This window comes from Parazoarcus communis (genome assembly GCF_003111665.1).
Classification (GTDB): Bacteria; Pseudomonadota; Gammaproteobacteria; order Burkholderiales; family Rhodocyclaceae; genus Parazoarcus; species Parazoarcus communis_B.
This window is the reverse complement of the sequence record NZ_CP022188.1, coordinates 694,525-715,486: the sequence shown is the minus strand read 5'-3', so window position 1 is coordinate 715,486 and position 20,962 is coordinate 694,525. Positions and strand designations below refer to the sequence as shown.

Sequence of the window (20,962 nt, the reverse complement as noted above, 5' to 3'; positions counted from 1 at the left end):
GATCGAGGTTGCGGCTGCCGATGGGGCCGCACACTTCCATAATCTATGCGCCGGACGTGGCTGCAGTTTGTCTGCCTGGTATCCGTTCTGATACGAAGCGTGGGGCAGCGTCAGTCCCGGGGCAGGGTAACGCGGGCAATGAGGCCGCCACCGGGGGCATTGCGCAGGCTCAGTTCGCCCCGGTTACGATGTGCCGCATCGCGCGCAATCGACAGCCCCAGCCCGACCCCGCCTGAGTTCCGGTTGCGCGAGTCCTCGATGCGGACGAAGGGTTCCATGACCTGAGCGATGCGGTTCTCCGGAATGCCCGGTCCCTTGTCCCTGACTTCGATGACCAGGCTTGAAGGTCCGTCGGTGAGGCTCAAGGTCGCCGCTTCGCCGTAGCGGACCGCGTTGTCGACGAGGTTGTCGAGGCAACGGCGCAGCGCGTGCGGCAGGCCCTCAATCGGTTCTGCCTGTCCGCTGACGCTGACCTGATAGCCATTCTCCTGCGCGTCCTCGGCGACAGAGTCGACCAGGGACTGGATGTCGATGCGTTGCCAGGCCTCGTCCAGCGCTTCTCCGCGCAGGTAGCTGAGGGTGGCGTCCAGCATCGAGGTCATCTCGCCGATATCGTTGCGCAGCCTTTCGCCGACGCCAGTGTCGGCAAGGGACTCGATGCTCAGTTTCATGCGCGTGAGCGGGGTGCGCAGATCATGCGACACGGCGGCAAGAAAGCGTTCGCGCGTTTCAATCTGCGCGCGGATATTGTCCTGCATGCGGTTGAATACGCGACTTGCGCGGCGAGCTTCCCGCGGGCCCTGTTCTTCGATTGGCGGGCTGCTCAGGTTGTCGCCCAGTCTCTCCGCGGCAGTCGCAAGCTGCTGGATCGGTCGGGCAAGCATGCGCGCTCCGTACCATGCCGCCACGGTGACGGCGATGAACTGGATGAGCAGGCCAATCAGCATGCCGTTCAGGGGTGAGGGTGGCGGCGGACGGCGGGGCGCGTCAGGGGGCTGAGCTCGGTCCGGACGCAGTGCGCTGGACTGGGGCGCGGGGCGCTCCGCAGACGGGCCGCCAGGTGCGAGGTTGATGAATACTGCGAAGACCAGGATGTGGCTTGCAAGGACCGCCAGCACCACCAGCCCGAACAATCGCCCGAACACCGTATCCGGCATGAAGCGTTTCACTGGGAGACCTCGGCGTCGAACAGGTAGCCTTCGCCGCGAACGGTCTTCAGCAGACGTGGCAGCCGCGGATCTTCCTGCAGCTTCTGCCGCAGACGGGACACGAGCAGGTCTATGCTGCGGTCAAAGGCTTCAGCAGCGCGACCCCGGGCCGCGTCGAGCAACTGGTCGCGATTGAGTACGCAGCGCGGCCGCTCGATGAATGCCCACAGCAGTCTGAATTCCGCATTCGACAGCGGAATTGCGAGCTGGGCCGGAGAGGTGAGCAGGCGTGTGAGCGGGTTGAGGTGCCAGCCGTCAAAGCGGACCTCGGCCTTCTTCTGCGGCGAGACGTTGCTGGCTGGTGTCGCAGGGCGCGTGCGACGCAGAATGGTATTGATGCGAGCCACCAGTTCGCGTGGCTCAAAAGGCTTCACGACATAGTCGTCGGCGCCGAGCTCAAGGCCGACAATGCGGTCCGACAGTTCGCCGCGCGCGGTCACCATGATGATGGGGATCTCGCTGTTGGCCCGCAATTGCCGGCACAGGGTGAGTCCGTTCTCTCCGGGTAGCATCAGATCGAGGATGATGACGTCGATTTCGCTGTGTGCGAGGACACGGCGCATCTCTTCGCCGTCTGCGGCCAGTTTGCAGCTGAAGCCGTAGCCATCCAGGAATTCGGACAGCAGTCTTCGGATCTGCGGATCGTCGTCGACGATCAGTATTCGGGCTTGCATTGCGGGTGACTCCGGGTGGCCAAAGAGCCGCGTCAGTGACTGCGGCAAGCCAACATTTTCCCGGAGTCGGGCGGGCTGTGCTTATCGGATTTGTAGCGAAGCAGATACATCACGCTGACGGGATATCGGCGTGATGTGATCGGGGTATCAGCGCTCGGCGAGCAGCGCGTTGATGGCGCGGACGTCTTCTTCGCCAAGCGTGCCGGCGGCGGCTTTCAGGCGCAGCTGGGCCAGGAGGGTGTCGTAGCGGGCACGAGACAGCTTCTGCAGCGTGTCCGCGAGCTGGCTCTGGGCGTTGAGCACGTCGATGTTGATTCGCACGCCGACTTCGTATCCCAGCTTGTTGGCTTCCAGCGCCGAGGTGGAGGACAGTCTGGCTGCTTCGAGCGCACGAACCTGGGCCATGCCGCTGGTCACGCCGAGGTAGGATTGCCGTGCGGCGAGCGCAGCGCTGCGGCGTGCGTCCTCGAGATCGGCGTCCGCCTTGAGCTTGAGTGCGGCAGCTTCACGCTCGCGTGAGGACACGCCGCCGCCCTGATACAGGGGGACATTGAGCTGCAGGCCGACGGTTGTGCTCTCGCTGCGGTCATAGGAAACCGACGGACGATTGTTCAGGCTGTGCGTGGCGACGAGATCGAGCGTCGGCATGTGTCCCGCATTGGCTCGTGATATTTCGCGGGTCGCAATCTCGCGTGCCAGTTGCTGCGCCTGTACGCCAAAGCTGCCTTGCTCGGCGGCGGAGACCCATTCACCGATGTTGTCGGGCTGGGGGCGCTGGAGTTCAACGCCTGTGCGCAGGCCCGCGAGCGGTTCCGGCTCTTTGCCGATGATCTGTGCAAGCGATTCACGACGGACGTCGAGGTCGTTGCGCGCAGCGATCTCCTGTGCCGAGGCGAGGTCGAAGCGCGACTGTGCTTCGTGCACATCGGTGATCGTGACGGTGCCGACCTCGAAGCTGGTCTTGGCAATCTCCAGCTGCTCGGCTGCGGCGGTGCGCAACTGGCTCACGGCCGCGAGGGCGTCCTCGGCATTGAGAACGTTGAAATAGGCCTCGGCAGTACGCAGGATCAGATCCTGACGCGCCTGTCCGTACTGGCTGCCGGCGAGCGCCGTCTGCAGTTCGCCCTGCTTGTATTGCACCCAGTTCTGCCAGCGGAACAGCGGCTGGGTCAGCTGAACGGCGTAGCCATTGCTGTTGTAGGTGTAATCGCTGCTGGCACTCGAAACCCGGTAGCTGACATCGTTCCAGGTTGTGGTCGCAGACGCAGCAACGACGGGGAGCAGCCCCGCGCGACCCTGGACCACCTTTTCCTGGCCGGCCTCGAACTGGGCTCTGGCCGCGGAAAACTTGGCGTCGTTTGCCAGCGCATCGCGGTAGACCTGTGTCAGGTCGGCGGCAAAGGCTGTGCTTGCAAACAGACTCGAAAGGCAAATCGCCAGGGCGCGCTTCATTTGATTCTCCGTGGTTCTCAGTACTGCGGCATCTTCGGATCGACCCGGCCTGCCCACTCGGACACCCCGCCGGCAAGGTTGATGACCTTGCCGAAGCCTTGGCGCTCAAGGAACATCGCAACCTGCGCGCTGCGCCCGCCATGATGGCAGATCACGACGATTTCGCGCTCGCGGTCGAGCTCCTGGCTGCGGGCGGGCACCGAGTTCATCGGCATCGCCTGTGAGCCTTCGATATGACAGAGCTCGAACTCCCACGGCTCGCGCACATCGAGGAGCAGCGGCGATGGCTGCTGCGGATCATTGAGCCATTCGGCCAGTTCAAGGGGTGAAATGTGACGCATGGCAGTCGATCAGAAGCGGAAGGTGTCATGACGCTGCGTGTTACGCAGCATCGGCACCATGGTTTCAAAAACGTCTTCGGTACGGAAGCGGCCTTCGGCTTCGCAGGTGACAAGGCGAGCCTTCATGACCGGTGCCTCGCCAACGAAGGCAAACAGCCGGCCACCAACCTTGAGCTGCGCGAGCAGCGATTGCGGCAGGAAGGGCAGGCCGCCGGACACCACGATCACATCGTAGGGTGCGCGCTCGGCCCAGCCCTGCGCTGCGTCGCCTTCTTCTACGATGACGTTCTCCACGCCATTACGTGCGAGGTTGGCATGTGCGAGCTTGACCAGTTCGGGGTCGATGTCGACGGTGCGCACCCATTCGGTCTTGGCTGCAAGCAGGGCGGCGAAAAAGCCCGAACCGGCGCCGATTTCGAGTACCGAGTCAGAGCGGTGCAGCTGGAGCGATTGCAGAATCTTGCCTTCGATCACTGGCTTGAGCATCACCTGACCCGCGCCGATCGGAATTTCCACGTCGGCAAAGGCCAGCGAGCGGGAGGCCGCAGGCACGAATTCTTCGCGCTTCACGGTCATCAGGAGGTCGAGCACACCCTGATCCAGGACCTCCCAGGGACGGATCTGCTGCTCGACCATGTTGAAGCGCGCTTGTTCGAAGTTCATCAGGTACTCCTGGCTAAATATTAGCACACGCTAATGTGTAGCGTGACCGAATGAGAAACCTTCATATTCTAACGCAGTTGGTGCACCGCACGCTGCGCCCCCTGAACGGCAAAGCCACCGTGTTGGCCGATGTGGGGGGCGGCGGTGCGAGTCGCGCCGGCATATCACGTGGCCTGGGCCTTCGCGGCGGGCTTTACCCGATACCACGCAGCGTAGAGCGCGGGGAGAAAGAGCATGGTGAGCAGGGTTGCGACGGTCAGCCCGCCCATGATGGCCACCGCCATCGGCCCGAAGAAGGCCGAGCGCGACAAGGGGATCATGGCCAGAATGGCCGCCGCGGCAGTGAGCATGATGGGGCGGAAACGGCGCACGGTGGACTCCACGATGGCCTCCCATGGCGGATGACCGGCGTGCGTGTCCTGTTCGATCTGGTCGACGAGGATCACCGAGTTGCGCATGATCATGCCCGACAGTGCGATGGTGCCCAGCATGGCGACGAAGCCGAAGGGTTTGTTGAAGGCGAGGAGGAAGGCGGTGACGCCGATCATGCCCAGCGGCGCCGTCAGCACCACGATAAGGGTGCGCGAAAAGCTCTGCAGTTGCAGCATCAGCACGGTGAGTACGACCAGAATGAAGAGGGGGACGCCGGCTGCAACCGAGCTGCCCCCCTTGCTGCTCTCTTCGACCGAACCGCCGACCTCGAGGCGATAGCCCAGCGGCAGCGTCTTTTCGATGCTGGCGATTTGCCCTGCGAGCTGTCCGACCACGACGGCAGGCTGGACCGTCCCGTACAGACTGGCACGTACGGTCACCGTCGGAACCCTGTTGCGGCGCCAGATCACGCCCTCCTCGAAGCCGTACTCCGCCGTGGCGACCTGCGCCAGCGGCACACTGCGCCCGCCACTGACAGGCAGTGCGAGGTCTGGCAGCAGGCCAAGATGCAGGCGTTCGGAGGCCGAGCCGCGGAGGACGACCGCGATGGTTTCCGTGCCTTCGCGGAACTGGGTGACGGTCGTGCCCTGCAATGAGGTGGCGAGCAGGGTGGAGATGTCCGCGCTCGATACGCCCAGCAGGCGTGCCTTGTCCTGGTCGATCTTCAGCCGGATGGCCTTGGACGGCTCCTCCCAGTCGAGATGCACGTTGGACAGGTGGGGGTTGGATCGCATCGCGTCCGCGACCTGATGGGCGAAGCGTCGCATCTCGTCGGCATCCTGCCCGCTGACCCGGTACTGCACCGGAAATCCCACCGGCGGGCCGTTCTCCAGGCGGTTGACGGTGGCCCGCAGTGGCCATGGCTCGGACTCGAAGAGTTCGATCAGCCGGGTGCGCAGGGCTTCGCGCTCGGCGCTGCCCTTGGTGAGCACCACGAACTGCGCAAAGTTGGTCTGTGCCAGTTGCTGATCGAGCGGAAGGTAGAAGCGCGGGCTGCCGCCGCCGAGCCAGGCGACGTAGTTGTCGATTCCGTCCTGTTGCTCAAGGAAATGCTCGACGCGTTTCACCGCAGCTTCGGTCGCCTGGTGCGAGGCGCCTTCGGTCAGGCGCAGGTCAACCAGCAGTTCAGGGCGGGTTGAGTCCGGGAAGAACTGCTGCGGAACCGCCCGTACGAATACCACCAGCGACAGCACGAAGATAAGCAGGGTGGCAGCGATCACGATCCAGCGGTGACGCACACAGGCGCTGACCAGCGCGCGAAAGCGGTTGTAGAACGGGGTGTGATAGATCGCAAATTCGTCGTGCTGTTCATGGGGTTGGTGCGCGCGCGCGGCCATGCGCGCCCCGAGCTGTGGTGAGACCCGCGCGATCATGCTTGCCAGCAGCGAGGGCTTGCCATTCTTCTTGCGGAAATCCGGCAGCAGGTGAAAGCCGAGGTAGGGCACGAACAGGACCGCTGCGACCCAGGACACCAGCAGCGCGATCACCGTGACCTGAAAGATCGAGCGCGTATATTCGCCGGTAGCCGAGGCGGCGGTGGCAATCGGCAGAAAGCCTGCTGCCGTGATCAGGGTGCCCGAGAGCATCGGCATCGCGGTCGAGGTGTAGGCAAAACTGGCGGCTTTTGCACGCTCCCAGCCCTGTTCCATCTTGGTTGCCATCATCTCGACCGCAATGATGGCGTCGTCTACCAGCAGGCCAAGGGCAATGATCAGCGCACCGAGCGAAATCTTGTGCAGTCCGATATCGAACATGGACATGAACAGAAAGGTGATCGCCAGCACCACCGGGATGATGATCAGCACCACCACGCCAGTGCGGAAACCGAGCGACAGCAGGCTGACCGCCATCACGATCACGACCGCTTCGGCCAGGACCTTGACGAACTCGCCGACCGAATTGCGTACCGCGCGCGGCTGGTCGGCGACGCGCTCGAGCCGGATGCCCAGCGGCAATTGCGACTCGATGCGGGTCACTGCATCGTCAAGGTGGTGACCGAGCGCGACAATGTCGCCGCCGTCGCGCATGGAGACCCCTATGCCGAAGGCGTCCTCGCCCATGAAACGCATGCGCTCGCCCGGCGGGTCGATCAGTCCGCGCTTCACTTCTGCCACGTCACCGAGACGGAAGGCGCGACCCTTGGCCCGAAGCAGGGTGTCGCGGATTGCGTCGAGGTCGTCGAAGCTGCCACTTGGGCGCAACCAGATGCGTTCGTCGGCGGTTTCAAAGTAGCCGGCACCTGTCACCGCGTTCTGGGTGGACAGGGCGCTGGCGATATCGGCGATGTTCAGGCCGAAAGTCGCGAGCTTGGTGTTGGACAGTTCGATGTAGATGCGCTGCGACTGCTCGCCGAAGAAGCTGACCTTGGCCACGTCCTTGACGCGCAGGATCTCGTTGCGGATCGCCTCCGCATGGCGCTTGAGTTCTGCATGGGGGACACCCTCGCCGACGACGGCGAAGACGTTGCCGTAGGTGTCGCCGAACTCGTCGTTGAAATAGGGGCCTTTGACACCGGTCGGCAAGGTGTTCTGCATGTCGCCGATCTTCTTGCGAACCTGGTACCACACGTCCGGAATGTCGCGCGAATGGGTGGAGTCCTTGGCGAGGAAGAACACCAGGGTTTCACCCGGCTTGGAATAGCTGCGCACGACATCGATCTGATCGACTTCCTGGAGCTTCTTCTCGATCTTGTCGGTCACCTGTGCTTCCATCTCGCGCGCACTGGCGCCGGGCCATTCGGCCTTGACCACCATGACCTTGAAGGTGAAGGGCGGATCTTCCGACTGCCCCAGCCGGGTATAGGACAGCATCCCGATCAGGGTCAGTGCCACGAGGAAGTAGAGCACCAGCGAGGGGTGCGCCAGTCCCCATTCGGAGACGTTGAAACGCGAGCGCGCGGCCTTCATCGCTTTACGTCCAGTGCGGGTGTGCTGCCCTCTTCAACGGGGCGTACCGCTGCGCCGGCGACGAGTTTATGTACGCCGGCAACGACTACCCGGCTGCCCTCAGGCAGTCGGTCGCGCAGAACCGCACCGTCTTCGCGAAAGGCGAGGACGTCGACTGCAACCGGGGTGAGCCGGCTTTCGCCGTCGACCAGCCAGATCGAAGCCTGCTCGCCGTTGCGGGTTACCGCGCTCAGCGGCAGGACAAGCCGGCTTGCCTGAGCGCGGGAAAAGGACGCGGTTGCCGTCGCCCCGAGCGGCAGGGCGTCGCCATCGGGCAGGCTGATGCGTACGCCATAGGTCCGTGTGGCACTGTCCGCCACGGGCGACACTTCACGCACGATGCCGGGAGATGGCTGATCCTGCGCGATCCACGGGCGTACTTCGACCGCTTCGCCCGTTTCAATCGAGCCGATCCTGCTCTCGGGAACGTAGATCAGGAGTTCGCGCTCGCCGGGTCGGGCAATGCGAAAAACGGCCTGTCCGGCCGAGACCACCTGGCCCGCTTCGGCGAGCACCTGAGTGATGACGCCCGCGCTGTCGGCATGAAGCTCGGTGTAGGCGGTCTGGTTGCTGGCTGTCGCCGCCTGCGTGCGCGCCTGCTTCAACCTGGCCTCTGCGGCGTCGAGTGTTGCACGCTGTGTGTCGAGCGCGGATGCACTGACAAAGCCTTTTGCGAGCAAGGCCTCGGTGCGCTTGAGCTCGGCGCGCGCCAGTGCGGCGTCCGCTTCGGCCGCGGTAATCTGGCTTCGGGCCGCAGTGGCGGCGAGTTGGGCGTCCTGCGGGTCAAGTCTCGCAAGCAGTTGCCCGCGGGTGACGAGGGCGCCGACATCGACACTGCGTTCGGTCATTTTGCCGCCGACCCGAAACGCGAGTTCGCTTTCAAAGCGCGCGCGGATTTCGCCCGTATAGGTCTGGACCGACGCTGCGTTGGCGGCGCCGTCGAAGCTGCGCACCAGTACGGCCGGGGTGACGGGGGTTTCCGGTGCAGGCGGTGAGCAGGCAGCGAGCGCACCAAGCAGTGGGAGAGCCGACATCAGGCGTAACGGTTTCATGAGTGTTTTTCCTGTTCGTCGTTGCGGACGGTGAGCCCGTGGAGGACGAGGTCGATATGGGCGTCCACATAGGCGAGGGCGTCGACCTTGCCGCCGCAGCAACTGGCAAAGGAGTGCTTCCAGTTCGCGAGATGGATCAGGGGCGCAACCAGCAGGGTGCTGGTCAGTACGGGATCGACGGGGCGGAAAAGGCCCTGGTCGATTCCGCGCTGAACTGCGGTACGCAGCAGTGCAAGACCACGCTGGATCACGACCTCGTCATAATAGCGGGCGAGTTCGGGAAAGTTGCCGGCTTCGGACATCATGAGCTTGGGAATGCCGCCCAGCGGTGTGCTGCCGATCAGCTCCCACCATGACAGAAGGAAGGTGCGCAACAAGGCGACAGGGTCGTCGGGAGACTCCGTGAGCATCGCTTCGCCGGCCTCGATCGTCGGGACGACGCCTTCGGTGATCACGGCCTTGAACAAGGCTTCCTTGCTGTCGAAATACAGGTAAAGCGTGCCTTTCGATACGCCCGCTCGCGCTGCAATCTCGTCAAGTCGGGTGGCCGAGAAGCCCTTTTCGACGAACAGGGCCAGCGCGGCAGCGGTCAACTCCTGTGGGCGCGCTTCCTTGCGCCGGCGGCGCGGCGCAGGCTTCTTAGCAGGCATTTGTCGGCGCCCCGAGACGGTGGGCCGAACTGCCGGTAAGGGGGCGTCCCTGCGCTGGAGGAGTGCTTCGATCCCGGGCTGGGGTGGGCTGCGACGACATGCGGTACTCCGCGTTTAATAACTGACTGGTTAGTCATTAAACGCGGTTTTCAGGCAGGCGGCAAGTCAATTCTCGAGGTCTTTTCCTGCCATGGCCTGAAGGCTTGCAGGCAGCGTTCTGCACGCGGTGCCGGTGCGAAAGATCATGCTGCGCAAGGCGACCCCGGGTGGAACAGGCGAGGGGGTGTCAACGCTGGTATTCCACCTTTGGATCTGCCTGAGCGAGCGCGCGTCGAAGGCTGCGCCTCCCCGATCGCTCCACAGCCACAGGCGGTTGCCCTGTTCATCCAGAGTCATGGCGACCGGGCACAGACCTGAAGGCAAACGGATGCTGCCCAAAGGGGTGACGCCGTTGCGGAATGAATACACATCGACCTGCGTTCGCTCGGGATTCAGGCGATAGACCGACTGCCGTTCCGGCCAGGCAATATCCACTGCTGCGGCTGTCTGTGGCTGACCGCAGGCGGCAAGCATGGTGCAGGCTGCAAACAGTGCGAGGGAAGTGAATGATCTCTGGTTCATGGCTGGCTCCTTGACAGTCGTGCTTCGTGGACCAGACACTACCTGACACTTTGACGTCTGAAACGGACACCTTGCCCGATCAATGCTGGAATCGTACCGGTCGAATGAGCGGTACAGGCTTGTTCGACACCCTTTGCACCCTGGAGTACTGCAATGCTGATGGTCAGTCTCGATAGTTCTCAAGCCACGCCGCTGGTGGAGCAGATCGTCGATGCCGTTCGCACCCAGATCGACGACCGCATCCTGCGCCCCGGCATGAAGCTGCCGCCAATCCGCAAGCTCGCGGAGAGTCAGCTGGTCAGCCGGTTTACCGTGGTGGAGGCCTACGACCGGCTGGTTGCGCTCGGCTACCTGCGCTCGCGCCGCGGTTCGGGCTTCTATGTCGCGCCGCGTCGCGAGCGTGGAGAGGGGCGACAGCAGGCAAGCACCGATCGCGCCGTCGATGTGGCGTGGATGATGCGGCAGGGGCTGGATGACCGCCCCGGTCTGATCAAGGCCAGTGCGGGCTGGTTGCCCTCGGACTGGCTGGACGGAGAAGGCTTGCGACGACATCTGAGGACGCTCTCACGGCGCCCCGACGTTCGCCTGACGAGTTATGGAACGGCGCAGGGCTATCTGCCGCTGCGCCAGCAGTTGCAGGTCAAGCTCGCCGAATTCGGAATCGGGGCTGCACCACATCAGATCGTGCTGACCGAGGGCGCCACCCGTGCGCTCGACATCCTTGCCCGGCACCTGGTCAAACCGGGGGACACCGTGCTCGTGGACGATCCCGGCTACTTCAACTTCTTCGGCAATCTGCGTCTGCAGGGCGCGACGCTGGTGGGGGTGCCGCGAAACATCGATGGTCCGGATGTGGCGCAACTGGAGGCGCTGCTCGCCCATCACAAGCCCAAGGTGTTCTTCACCCACTCGGTGCTGCACAACCCGACCGGGGCGAACCTGTCGCCTGGGGTCGCGTTCCGCATCCTGCAACTGGCCGAGAAACACGACTTTCTGGTGATTGAGGACGATACCTACGCCGACTTTCATCCCCACTCGACCACCCGGCTGGCAAACCTCGATCAGCTCAACCGGGTGATCTTCGTCGGCAGCTTCTCCAAGACCCTGTCGGGGAGTCTGAGGGTGGGCTATCTGGCCGCGCGCCCCGATCTCGCGGCCGAGCTGAATGACGTGAAGACGCTTACCGCCTTGTGTTCGAGCGAGTTCAATGAGCAGCTGGTGTACCAGATGCTGACCGATGGACACTACCGGAAGTATCTCGACCGGCTGCAGGGGCGGCTCGCACAGGCGAGCGATGCGTGTCTGCGCATGCTCGAACGCGTCGGGCTGGAAGTGTATCTGGAGCCCAAAGGCGGCTTGTTCATCTGGGCGAGGCCACCGGGGTTCGAGGATGTGGCGGAAATTGCCTCGCGGGCTGCGGAGCAGGACATCATGCTCGCGCCCGGCAAGGTCTTTCGTCCCCAGATGCAGCCCAGCCCGTGGATGCGTTTCAATGTGGCGTTTGCAACCCAGCCCCGGGTTGAGCGCTTCCTGAGCGACGCGCTCGATACAGCGTGAGCGCTTAGCGCGACTCCAGCACCAGCCTGCCGTTGGTAGGCTGAATCGGTCGCGAGTTGCGCGGGTAGAGCCGGTTGAAAATTGCGAGCTGATCGTCCGACAGTGAAACCGTCTGCTTCATTACCACCCACAGGACCTCTTCGGTGCAGGGCGGCGTGGTCTGCGATCCCATGTAGAGGAAATGCGCTGGCTGCGTTGGCAGAAAGGCCGCAAGGTCTATGGTGACATCGGGCATGTAGGTGTTGCCTTTCTCCAGCGGCAGATTGTTGAGCACGGCCTGCAGCATCGCGTTCGGCTGCTCGCCGCGCTCAAGCAACACGGCCACGATGGCCTGCCTGCCTTCCGCGCTGCGGTGATGGAAGTGCACCGCCATGTCGGAGGCACCACCGCCCACCCGCTCTTCGGACGGACGGTGCAGGGTCAGGTGTTCAAGTTCGTAACGCCTGCCACGCACCTCGATGCTCATGCCTTCGCCGACCGACACTCGCAGCAGGTTGCCGGTGTCGGTGGTACGAAAGCGTGTCGCACGGTAGTCGAACTTCACCGGGTCGAGATCCACCGCAACCCCGTTCTGCAGGTTGATCGGTGACTGGCGCTTGCCTTCGCTGCAGATCTTCCAGTCCGGCCGCAGGCTGCCCCAGCGCTCCGGGCCGGTGTCGCCACCGTAGCTCCAGCCTTCGCCTTTTACCTGCTCGATGGTGAGCGATGGGCTTGGCTTCACTTGCGTCTTACCTTCCGGCGCTGCCTTCGGTTCTTTCTTCACCACAGGTGCCTTCGGCTTTGCGGCCGGCCTCGGCGGGCGGGTGGGTGGTGCAGCTTCCTTCTTCACGGTTTCTGCGACCTTGTCGCGCGGCGGAGGCGGTTCTACCTTGGCTGGCGCGGGCGCAGAGATCCGCATCGCCGGCTTCGGCTCGACGGCCTCGGGCTTTGCCGGCGCATCCTTGACCGCGTCCTTTGCAAGCAGGGGGGCGAGATTCGGACGAATGGACGGGATCGGCATTGCCGCAGGCGTCGGCTCAGGGGCGACCTCCGCGGCCGCCCTCTCCTTGATCAAGGCCTCTGCGGGTGTGTCCTTGACCGGCGGGGCCGCAACTGCAGGCGCTGCCGCCTTTGCAGGTAGCTTCTCGGATGGCTTTGCCACCGGCGGCTGCGGCCGGGGCTCGGCCTTCGCAGTTGCGGCGACGGGCGGTTTGGCCGGCGGCTGGACCAGCGGTGGCACGGCAGCGACGGGCCGGGTTTCAGCACTGGCAGCGGCAGCCGACTGGCTCGCGGCGTCAGCGATCTTTTCCAGGTCTGCGAGTCCGGGCGGTTTGCACACCTCCCGCCACATCCGCTCATCCACGGAGTTCCTTGCCACCACGACGGGCGTCTGATCGGCGACCGACTCTTCCCGCAGCACCCGCTCTGCGGCATCCAGATACACCCGCTTGATGGTGAAGAAGCTGTTGTTGCGACAGTCGTAGCGATTGAGCGCCTTCACCGTGCGATAACCCGCTTGCGCGGCTTCCTCGTTCCCGAGCACCACGCGCCCCCATGACACCTTGGTGCCACGGTCGGAGTCGAAGATGCTCGCGCGGTCGATCTCGATGGTCCGCCCCTTGTCGCTGAGGACCTTCTGCCAGTCGGCGGCATCAACCGGCGCGCTGACGAGCAGAGCCGCCGCGAGCAAGAGATACCGTAGAGAGGAGTGGGGTGGAAAAGGGGTGGTCATCGAAATTCCTTTGCGCTGTAGACAGTTTCGGCAGCGCGCCGAATATCTTTAGACTGTCAGCGCTTTTCTCCGGTAAGGAAGCCGGGAACTCGAAGTCGTATTCTCCCCTGTTTGGGCTGCTTGCCCACGTGAGTGCGTCTTGCGTCCGCAGTGCCTGCCTGGTGCTGTGCTCCATGTCTTGAAGACTTTTGCCGCAGGGATGTCAGGTAATCGGATGATGAAACAATGAACAAGACCCGCTCACTGGTGCTTGGACTCGTCGCAGTCTTCACGGTCGTGCTCTATGCCCCGTTCTTTTCCAACCCACTCGTGTTTGATGACCATAACCTGTTCGCGGGGGGGCGGGTGTTTGATCACGCCCAGAATGTCTTCGATTTCTATGCCAGGACATTTCCGTACTTCACCATCGGGTTCATACAGCTGATCTTCGACAGCATAGAGGTTCAGCGCGCTTTCAACCTCATGCTGCATCTCGCGAATGTCTTCGTGCTGATTGCACTGTGCTCAAGGGTCTCCAGAGTTGATCTTTCAGCGCCACCCAGCGCTGCCGTGTGGGGGGCGATTGCAGCCTGTGCCGTGTTCGCCGTTCATCCGGTCGCGGTCTACGGCGTTGCCTACCTTGTCCAACGAACGGTCTTGTTTGCCTCGCTGTTCTCCTTGCTGTCCTTGCTCTTTTACTGGCGCGCCATTGAAGACGGGCGCTATCGGGATGTTGTCGTTTCGGCCTTGTTCTATGCGATGGCGGTGTTCTCAAAAGAGCATGCGATCCTGCTGCCTGCGGTTGCATGCGCGCTCGGCATCGCTGCCCGCAGACCGGGGGCGTTTCCCCGCACCGTGCTCTATCTGGCCTTGTGCGCATTGCCTGCGCTTCGTGTTTTTCTGTCCTTGAAAGGGCTGGTTGGCGCGGTTGCTGAGCCCGGCGCCCAAGAAGTTGCAATCGACCTGCTTGCTGACGCCAGCGCCGGGAAGGCGGCATCAAGCTGGTCGATCAGTGCGCTGGCGCAGGCGGGGTTCTTCTTCCGCTACTGGTATCTGTGGATCGTTCCCGATACGGGAGCCATGTCCATTGATCTGAGGGCGTATATATCTGGCGGCTCCCCGGGCCTGACCGATGTATTCAAGCTGGTGGCGTTCGTGGCCTGTGGGCTCCTCGGCGCTGCACTCGTCTTTGTGTCAAGACGCTGGAAGCTCGCTGGCGTCGGCATTCTGTATTTCTGGATTTCGTTTCTCGTGGAGTTCTCGTCAGTTCGATTTCAGGAGCCATTTGTCCTCTATCGCAGCTATCTCTGGGCGCCTGGCTTTGTCATGGTGCTTGCCTCATTCCTGAGACTGTTGCCGGTGAAGGGGCTTGTGGTGCTGACAGTGCTGGCCTGCGGCGTGCTGTTTTACCTGTCGGAGGATCGCCTGCAAAGCATGGAAAGTGAATGGTCTGCATGGGACGACGCAGCCAGAAAGCTGCCGGCTGCCGATGTCCGGGGTGCGGACCGGATCTTTTTCAACAGGGGCTTGCAGAGCATCAAGGCGGGGAGGATAGCGGAGGGGGTTGCCGATCTGGACCGGGTCATCGCGCTGAGCCCGGGCGTGCGTCAGGCCTACGAGCAGCGGGCAGAGGCGTACGTGAGGCTGGGGCGCTATCCGGAAGCCGTTGCCGACTTCAGCCACGCAATTGACTTGCACGAGGTGGGGGCTTCGTTCTTCGGCAGAGGTCTTTCTTTCGAGCGCATGGGCTGCCTTCGTGAAGCTGAGCGCGATTATGAGCGGGCCCGGACGCTGGGGGTCTTGTTCGCGGCAATGAAACTGGACGAATTGGCAGAAAAGCGAATGGAAAAAGGGCAGGCTTCAGAGTCTGAAGCCTGCCCTTTGAGGTAGGACGCCTAGCTGGTGAAGCTTAGCAACCGAAGGTCTTGCTCATGTTGGCATGGGTGTAGCCGCAGGTCACAGTCCAGGTCACGGCAGAGTTGCCAACCGCCGGCGTGTAGGTCACGGTCGTGCCATTGTAGTTGGTACCGATATTGCTAAGCGTGGCCACGATAGCGCCACCTGCATTTACGGCGATGGCGGAAACTTCCGTTGTCGCCGTCGGTGCGCCCGCGAGGCCAAGCGACGTCCAAGCGTTAGCGGGGAGCGTGCCGAGGCCGGCGTTTTCCTGAGCGAACATCGCGACAGCGGTCTTGACCGGATCGACGGCGACGTTGACCTTCGAAAGCTTGGCGCGGGTGACGTAGTCCTGGTACTGGGGAATTGCCACAGCAGCCAGAATGCCGATAATCGCGACAACGATCATCAGTTCGATAAGGGTGAAACCTTGTTGGACTTTTTTCATGACTTCTCTCCTTGATGGATCAACGCGGAAGACCCGCTTGACTTAGCTATCGCAAGCGCTGTGCCAGTTCTTCGGTCTGGAGTGGGAAGTTCAGGATATATTTAAGATTGTTATTCAATAACAGTGGTTTGAGTGTTTTCTGCGAATGTCAGGGGCGATCGTGTCGCCAATCGATTTCAATGTCTGGGTTGGAATTGTCACGCGCGGCTGTCAAGCACTGACGTTTTCCGATTATGAATGTCAAATGTTGACGCGGGCTGCAAGAGATTTGCCAATCAGATCTTGCGACAACTCGTCTGATCCCGCTTATCAATGAGAAACGCCCCTCGCGGGGCGTCGGCGTGATGGCGTTTCGGATCCTAGACGGTGGCGCTGCGTCGGCGCGCCAGCGCTGCAACGGCACCAATCCCCAGCAGTGCCAGCACTCCCGGTTCCGGCACGTCCTGAGCACGGCGCGTTACCGTGAGCTGATCCTGCGAGTTTCCTGCGCTCAGCGCGACGAAGTCGTACATCGTGGAGCTGTAGGGCTGGCTCCCGAGTTGGGTGTTCCATGTTGCGAGCTCGGTCAGCCAGGTCGTGGCCATGGTCAAAGCGCCGCCGAAGCTCGATGTCGTGAGGAAGTTGCCGCTGCTCAGGCTCAGGCTGGCACCGTCAGTCACAATCTCCCATAGCGCGAGCTGAAATGCCGGTGCGGCGCCGGCGACGCTGCTTACGGTGTCGTAGTGCAGGTCGTAGAGGCGCGAGATGAGGTTTTGTTGCGGCTGACCGAAGCGGTCTGCGAGGGAGCTGGTGGAGAACAGGGTGTCGCCACGCAGCAGGCTGGTCTTGGGTTCGATGCAGAAGCTGTTGAGCAGATCGTTGTCGTAAGCGCTTGCGCCCGGCGCCTTCTGCTTGAAACTGATCATGCCGGCGCTGACCGTCGAGGTCTTGACGGTGCCGTTGGAGAGGACGCTGATGGAGCCGTTCGATGAGCCGGCGACGACGTTCTGGAAGTTCAGGATAAGGTCTGCATGCGCGAGATTGGCCCCGAGCGCACCGGCGCCAAGTGCGAGTGCGGTAATGAGGGGGCGAATGCGCATGTTGAGGGCTCCTGTTCGATCGGGTTGGGGATATCCCCGGCAATGGATAAATTATCCATTATTGGTTAAAACGCCGAAATCGAATAAAAGTGCTCTATGTGCGTTGCGTCACATCGCTGACGTCTTTAAGGCGTCTTCCCGTTCCATGCAGATGTCTGTTCAGGTGTTGGTGCCCCTGGGTGAGGCGGAAAGCAGATCGGAGACGGGAACGGGGTGTTCCGTTCGCGTCTCCGATCAGATGTTGCGAGTGGGCAGCTGTCACTGCCCACGGTTCAAGCGTCAAGCCAGATTCATCTTGCGCGCCGCCTCACGCAGCTCTTCGCGAAAGTTCGGATGCGCGATGCCGATGAGCGCTTCCGCGCGCTGTCTGGCGGTCTTGCCTCGCAGTTGTGCAACACCGTACTCGGTCACCACGTAGTTGATGTCGTTCTTGCTGGTGGTCACATGGGTGCCCGGGCACAGCACCGGCGCGATGCGCGAGATGGTGTCGTTCTTTGCGGTCGAAGGCAGCACGATGAAGGCCTTGCCGTTTTTCGAGCGATTGGCTGCGCGCACGAAGTCCACCTGCCCGCCGGTGCCCGAGTAGGGCGTGTGGCCGAGGCTTTCCGAACCGCACTGTCCGAGCAGGTCGATCTGCAGCGTGGCGTTGATGCAGCACAGATTGTCGTTGCGGGCTGCGATGTAGGGGTCGTTGGTGAAGTCGACCGGATGCATCTCCAGCATCGGGTTGCGATGCAGGAAGCGATACAGCTTGCGCGAACCGAGCGCGAAGGTGGCCACCATCTTGCCGGGCATGAAGGTCTTGCGGCGGTTGGTCACGGCACCACTTTCGATCAGCGACAGGATGCCGTCGCCGATCATTTCGGTGTGAATGCCGAGGTCGCGCTTGTGCTGCAACTGCATCACGACCGCGTCGGGAATGCCACCATAGCCAATCTGCAATGTGGCGCCATCGTCGATCAGCTCGGCCACGTGCTTGCCGATGGCTTCCTGGATCGGGCCGATGGTCGGCAGGCCGACTTCAAACAGTTCATCGTCGCTTTCGACCAGGCCGGACACCTGCGAGATGTGCACATGGCAGTCGCCATTGGCGTAGGGCACGTTCGGATTGACCTCGAGCAGGATGACGCGCGCCTTGCGCACGGCAGCCATGGTGTAGTCAGGCGCAAGCGAGAGCGAGAAGTAGCCGTACTCGTCCATGGGCGAAGCCATGGTCATGACCACGTCGGCCGGGGTCAGCCCGCGGTCGATCAGCATGGGCAGTTCGGAAAAGTAGGCGGGGACGAAATCGACCCAGCCCGACTGCCCACCTGCGCGGGTGGCGCCGCCGAAGAAATAGGCGTCATGCCGGATGTTGGCATGGGTCTCAGGGTCGAGGTAGGCGAACTTGCGCAGTGGCAAGATCTGGCTGACGGCGACATCGCGCAGCGTGTGGCGACGGTCGGACAGCGCCTGCAGCAGCGCAGGCGGTTCGCCAACGCCGGTCGGGACCACGACGGTGTTGCCGTTGCTGATCATGCCCACGGCGTCGGCCGGGCTCATCCTTTTCTGATCGTAAAGCGTCTGCATGCTCACCCTCTCTCTCCTATCAAATGCTTTTATATGCGTCTGTATAGGGGATTATACGTATATTCCATACCCGTGCGTATGGACTGAGTGGCGTCAGGCGGTAAGGGTGGGGCCCTGGTGAAAGACGAGATCGGTAACCACCTTGCCGCCAACCAGGTGCTGGTCGACGATTCGCTGCATGTTTTCCGGGGTGACGTTGTAGTACCACACGCCATCAGGCTGCACGCACAGGATGGGACCACCCTTGCACGCGGCAAAGCAGGCCACCCGGGTGCGTTTCACGCGCAGCTCGCCCTGGTCCAGCCCGGCGAGCTTGAAGCGCTCGCCCAGGCTGTCGAACACGGCTTGCGCCTCGCTGTTGGCGCTGCAGCGCGGACCGGTGCATACCAGCAGATGGCGCCGGTAGCTGCCGAGTTTCGGCTTTTCGACCAAGGCGCTTGTACCGGGTTTTTCAGTTGAATCGTGATGGTTCATGCGCTGTCTTCCTCGGTGACGGGCTCGGCCTCAGTGTGGGGCAGGTCGGCAAGTGTGGCGACGATGTAATCGAGCGGAAGTTTGTAATGTGCCGCCAGTTGTGCGGGCGTGTCATCGCTTGCACGAAGGGATTCCAGCCAGCCATTGAGGCCGGTGCTGAGCGAGCGCCCGGCCTGTTCGCCACTGCGGGTGGCGCGCTCGCCATCGGCGACGTCGTACTTGTTGCTGTACCCGCGTGGGGTCACCATCAGGCCGTCGCGCACGAAGGTGTTCGAGTTGCCGATGAGGACGGTGGTGAGCATGCCGATGTCGCACTCGCTCATTCTCTCCAGTGTGGTGAACTCGATGCGTTGTTTTGGGCGATAGGCCGACTTGACGATCGCCACCGGGGTATCCGGCCGGCGGTGGCGCAGGAACAGGCGCTGGGCTTCGACGATCTGGCGTGTGCGGCGCCCGCTCTTGGGGTTGTAGAGCGCGACCACGAAATCGGCGTAGGCGACGGCGTCGAGGCGGCGCGCAATGGTGGGCCAGGGCGTGAGCAGATCGGACAGCGAAATGGCGCAGAAGTCGTGCGTGAGCGGGGCGCCGACCAACGCTGCGCAGGTGTTGAGCGCGGATGCGCCGGGGATGATCTCGACCTCGATCTCTGAGTCGGGTGTCCATCCCGCCTGGAACAGCACTTCGAAGGTCGGGCCTGCCATGCCGTACACACCGGCGTCGCCCGACGAGATCAGCGCTACCTTCTTGCCCTGTCGGGCGCGGGCGAGCGATTCGATGGCGCGGTCAAGCTCCTCTGTCATCGACTTCCTGATCACTTCCTTGCCTTCGAGCAGGTCCGCGACGAGCTTGATATAGGTGACGTAGCCGATGATGGTGTCGGCCTCCGCGATGGCGGCGCGCGCACGCGCGGTGAGGTGGTCGTGACTGCCGGGGCCGAGGCCCACGAGCATGATCTTGCCCTTGCCAGTTGTCGTGTTCATTCGGTAATCCTTGCGATGGAGATGGTGGCGTTCCTGCCGTCAGTGCCGCGCACCTTGTGCTTTTCGACCAGCAGCGCGTCCTGGCCTGAATTGGCCGCGAGCAGCGCGGCGGCTTCCGAGACCGAGGGCGTGCCGGTGTAGCGACGCACGGTTTCGGACGGGTTGGGGACTGCGATCGCGGCGAGGCGGGGGGCCGGGTGATAGTCGATACGCCAGCCGTGAACGGCTGCGAGCAGTGCCAGGCCGGGTTCGTCTGCCTTGAGGTCGATGCTGGCTACGGCGCTGACTGCGTCAAGGCCGACGCCGGCGGCCGCCAGCGCTTCATTGACCGCACGGGCGAGGGTTTCGAACGGAGTGCCGCGGTCGCAGCCGAGTCCAAGTGCGACTCTCACTGCACGCTCGCGGCAGTGGGGCGGTAGATGACTTTCTTTCCACTTAAACGCTCGGCAAGCGTGTCAGGCAGGCTGCGGTTGCTGACCCACAGCACGGCGCCGAAGGCATCCGGGTCGATGTCTTCAAGGCGGTCGAAGCGGTGCAGGTTGGCGGGCAGGCTACCGCTGCGACCGTTGGCGTGACGCGACCACCAGTCGGTGCTGCCGGTTTCCTGCACCAGCGCAACCGGTTCGTCGTTCACTACGGCGGCGCTGGCTCGCACGATTTCGTCGTGGCTGGCTTCGAAGGTCCAGCCCAGTTCGCGACCGAGCAGATCGACCGCGAGGGTTTCGCGGGCGTCGGAGGCCGTCGTGAGCACCTGTTGTGCGCCAAGGGTGTGGGCAAGCACGCCGGCCAGTGCGTTGGCGCCGCCCAGGTGCCCGGAGAGTACGGGGACGGCGTAACGCCCGGCTTCGTCGAGCACCACGATGCCGGGATCGCTTTCCTTGTTCTTCAGATGCGGAGCGATGAGTCGAACGACCGCACCGAGCGAAACGATGCAGATGATGCCGTCGAAAGCCGCGAACAGTGCCGGGAACTGGTCACCGGTCTTGCCGGAGAAGCAGGCAAAGGCACCCGGTGCGGCCGCCTCGGCTTCGCGGTGAAATTTCTCCGGCGCGAACAGCGTGGCACCGGGCAGGGCGGCCACCACCTTGCTGGCGAGCGCAATGCCGTGCCGGGTGATCGAGACGACGGCGACTTTGTTATTGGGGAAGGGGAGGTGTTGGGTCATGGCGAATTCTTTCTTCTATATGGATTCTGTTAAGTCGTTGCGTCCAGGTGGGGGTGGCCCGCAGAG

General features: G+C 63.0%; 19 protein-coding genes. 2 read left to right on the top strand and 17 right to left on the bottom strand.

Translation table 11 applies throughout. From position 1 onward, the window contains the following. Positions 1–110: 110 nt before the first annotated feature. The 9 genes from CEW87_RS03355 to CEW87_RS03315 all read right to left on the bottom strand — a co-directional run bounded on the left by CEW87_RS03355 (position 111) and on the right by CEW87_RS03315 (position 10,038). The gene (locus tag CEW87_RS03355; protein WP_234421650.1) at positions 111–1,169 is read right to left on the bottom strand and encodes an ATP-binding protein; all 1,059 of its coding nucleotides are present in this window, start codon (positions 1,167–1,169) and stop codon (positions 111–113) included. Further along, entirely contained in the window at positions 1,166–1,882 is a 717-nt protein-coding gene (locus tag CEW87_RS03350) for a response regulator (RefSeq protein WP_108971437.1), read from the bottom strand. Before CEW87_RS03350 ends, CEW87_RS03355 begins: the two co-directional genes overlap by 4 nt. A gap of 147 nt (positions 1,883–2,029) precedes the next feature. Next, positions 2,030–3,334 (bottom strand): TolC family outer membrane protein, encoded by a 1,305-nt coding sequence (locus CEW87_RS03345; protein ID WP_108971436.1) that lies wholly within the window; start codon positions 3,332–3,334, stop codon positions 2,030–2,032. A gap of 17 nt (positions 3,335–3,351) precedes the next feature. Further along, positions 3,352–3,675, bottom strand: a complete 324-nt coding sequence (locus tag CEW87_RS03340) for a rhodanese-like domain-containing protein (protein ID WP_108949586.1) — start codon at positions 3,673–3,675, stop codon at positions 3,352–3,354. A 9-nt stretch (positions 3,676–3,684) separates the two neighbouring features. Next, positions 3,685–4,338, bottom strand: a complete 654-nt coding sequence (locus tag CEW87_RS03335; RefSeq protein WP_108971435.1) for a protein-L-isoaspartate O-methyltransferase family protein — start codon at positions 4,336–4,338, stop codon at positions 3,685–3,687. 164 nt (positions 4,339–4,502) lie between these two features. Next, positions 4,503–7,676, bottom strand: a complete 3,174-nt coding sequence (locus tag CEW87_RS03330) for an efflux RND transporter permease subunit (protein WP_108971434.1) — start codon at positions 7,674–7,676, stop codon at positions 4,503–4,505. Beyond that, positions 7,673–8,767, bottom strand: a complete 1,095-nt coding sequence (locus CEW87_RS03325) for an efflux RND transporter periplasmic adaptor subunit (protein ID WP_108971433.1) — start codon at positions 8,765–8,767, stop codon at positions 7,673–7,675. The genes CEW87_RS03330 and CEW87_RS03325 overlap by 4 nt, the downstream gene beginning before the upstream one ends. Beyond that, positions 8,764–9,417, bottom strand: a complete 654-nt coding sequence (locus CEW87_RS03320; protein ID WP_108971432.1) for a TetR/AcrR family transcriptional regulator — start codon at positions 9,415–9,417, stop codon at positions 8,764–8,766. Before CEW87_RS03320 ends, CEW87_RS03325 begins: the two co-directional genes overlap by 4 nt. A gap of 165 nt (positions 9,418–9,582) precedes the next feature. Then, entirely contained in the window at positions 9,583–10,038 is a 456-nt protein-coding gene (locus CEW87_RS03315) for a hypothetical protein (protein ID WP_108971431.1), read from the bottom strand. A gap of 153 nt (positions 10,039–10,191) precedes the next feature. Here CEW87_RS03315 and CEW87_RS03310 point away from each other — a divergent pair, with 153 nt between their 5' ends. After that, positions 10,192–11,595 (top strand): PLP-dependent aminotransferase family protein, encoded by a 1,404-nt coding sequence (locus CEW87_RS03310; RefSeq protein ID WP_108971430.1) that lies wholly within the window; start codon positions 10,192–10,194, stop codon positions 11,593–11,595. Between the two features lie 4 nt (positions 11,596–11,599). Here the strand turns inward: CEW87_RS03310 and CEW87_RS03305 are convergent, their stop codons facing one another. Continuing rightward, positions 11,600–13,306, bottom strand: a complete 1,707-nt coding sequence (locus CEW87_RS03305) for a carbonic anhydrase (protein ID WP_108971429.1) — start codon at positions 13,304–13,306, stop codon at positions 11,600–11,602. A 225-nt stretch (positions 13,307–13,531) separates the two neighbouring features. Here CEW87_RS03305 and CEW87_RS03300 point away from each other — a divergent pair, with 225 nt between their 5' ends. After that, positions 13,532–15,175 carry a tetratricopeptide repeat protein gene (locus tag CEW87_RS03300; RefSeq protein ID WP_108971428.1) on the top strand — a complete coding sequence of 548 codons (1,644 nt, stop codon included), beginning with the start codon at positions 13,532–13,534 and terminating at the stop codon, positions 15,173–15,175. A gap of 19 nt (positions 15,176–15,194) precedes the next feature. On the opposite strand, the gene CEW87_RS22915 is transcribed toward CEW87_RS03300, so the two are convergent. From CEW87_RS22915 to CEW87_RS03265, 7 genes are all read right to left on the bottom strand, one after another. After that, a complete protein-coding gene (locus tag CEW87_RS22915) occupies positions 15,195–15,629 on the bottom strand; it encodes a pilin (RefSeq protein WP_108971427.1) in 435 nt (144 codons plus the stop codon). A 359-nt stretch (positions 15,630–15,988) separates the two neighbouring features. After that, positions 15,989–16,708, bottom strand: a complete 720-nt coding sequence (locus tag CEW87_RS03290; RefSeq protein WP_108971426.1) for a PEP-CTERM sorting domain-containing protein — start codon at positions 16,706–16,708, stop codon at positions 15,989–15,991. Between the two features lie 279 nt (positions 16,709–16,987). After that, on the bottom strand, positions 16,988–18,277 hold the full coding sequence (locus CEW87_RS03285) for an acetyl-CoA hydrolase/transferase family protein (RefSeq protein WP_108949575.1): 1,290 nt from the start codon (positions 18,275–18,277) through the stop codon (positions 16,988–16,990). Positions 18,278–18,370: 93 nt separating this feature from the next. Further along, positions 18,371–18,751 (bottom strand): (2Fe-2S) ferredoxin domain-containing protein, encoded by a 381-nt coding sequence (locus CEW87_RS03280; protein ID WP_108971425.1) that lies wholly within the window; start codon positions 18,749–18,751, stop codon positions 18,371–18,373. Beyond that, on the bottom strand, positions 18,748–19,731 hold the full coding sequence (cobJ, locus tag CEW87_RS03275) for a precorrin-3B C(17)-methyltransferase (RefSeq protein WP_108971424.1): 984 nt from the start codon (positions 19,729–19,731) through the stop codon (positions 18,748–18,750). Before cobJ ends, CEW87_RS03280 begins: the two co-directional genes overlap by 4 nt. After that, a complete protein-coding gene (locus CEW87_RS03270) occupies positions 19,728–20,123 on the bottom strand; it encodes a cobalamin biosynthesis protein (protein ID WP_108971423.1) in 396 nt (131 codons plus the stop codon). The genes cobJ and CEW87_RS03270 overlap by 4 nt, the downstream gene beginning before the upstream one ends. Beyond that, complete coding sequence (locus tag CEW87_RS03265) at positions 20,120–20,896, bottom strand: cobalamin biosynthesis central domain-containing protein (RefSeq protein WP_108971422.1); 777 nt, start codon at positions 20,894–20,896, stop codon at positions 20,120–20,122. The genes CEW87_RS03270 and CEW87_RS03265 overlap by 4 nt, the downstream gene beginning before the upstream one ends. Positions 20,897–20,962 lie beyond the last annotated feature (66 nt).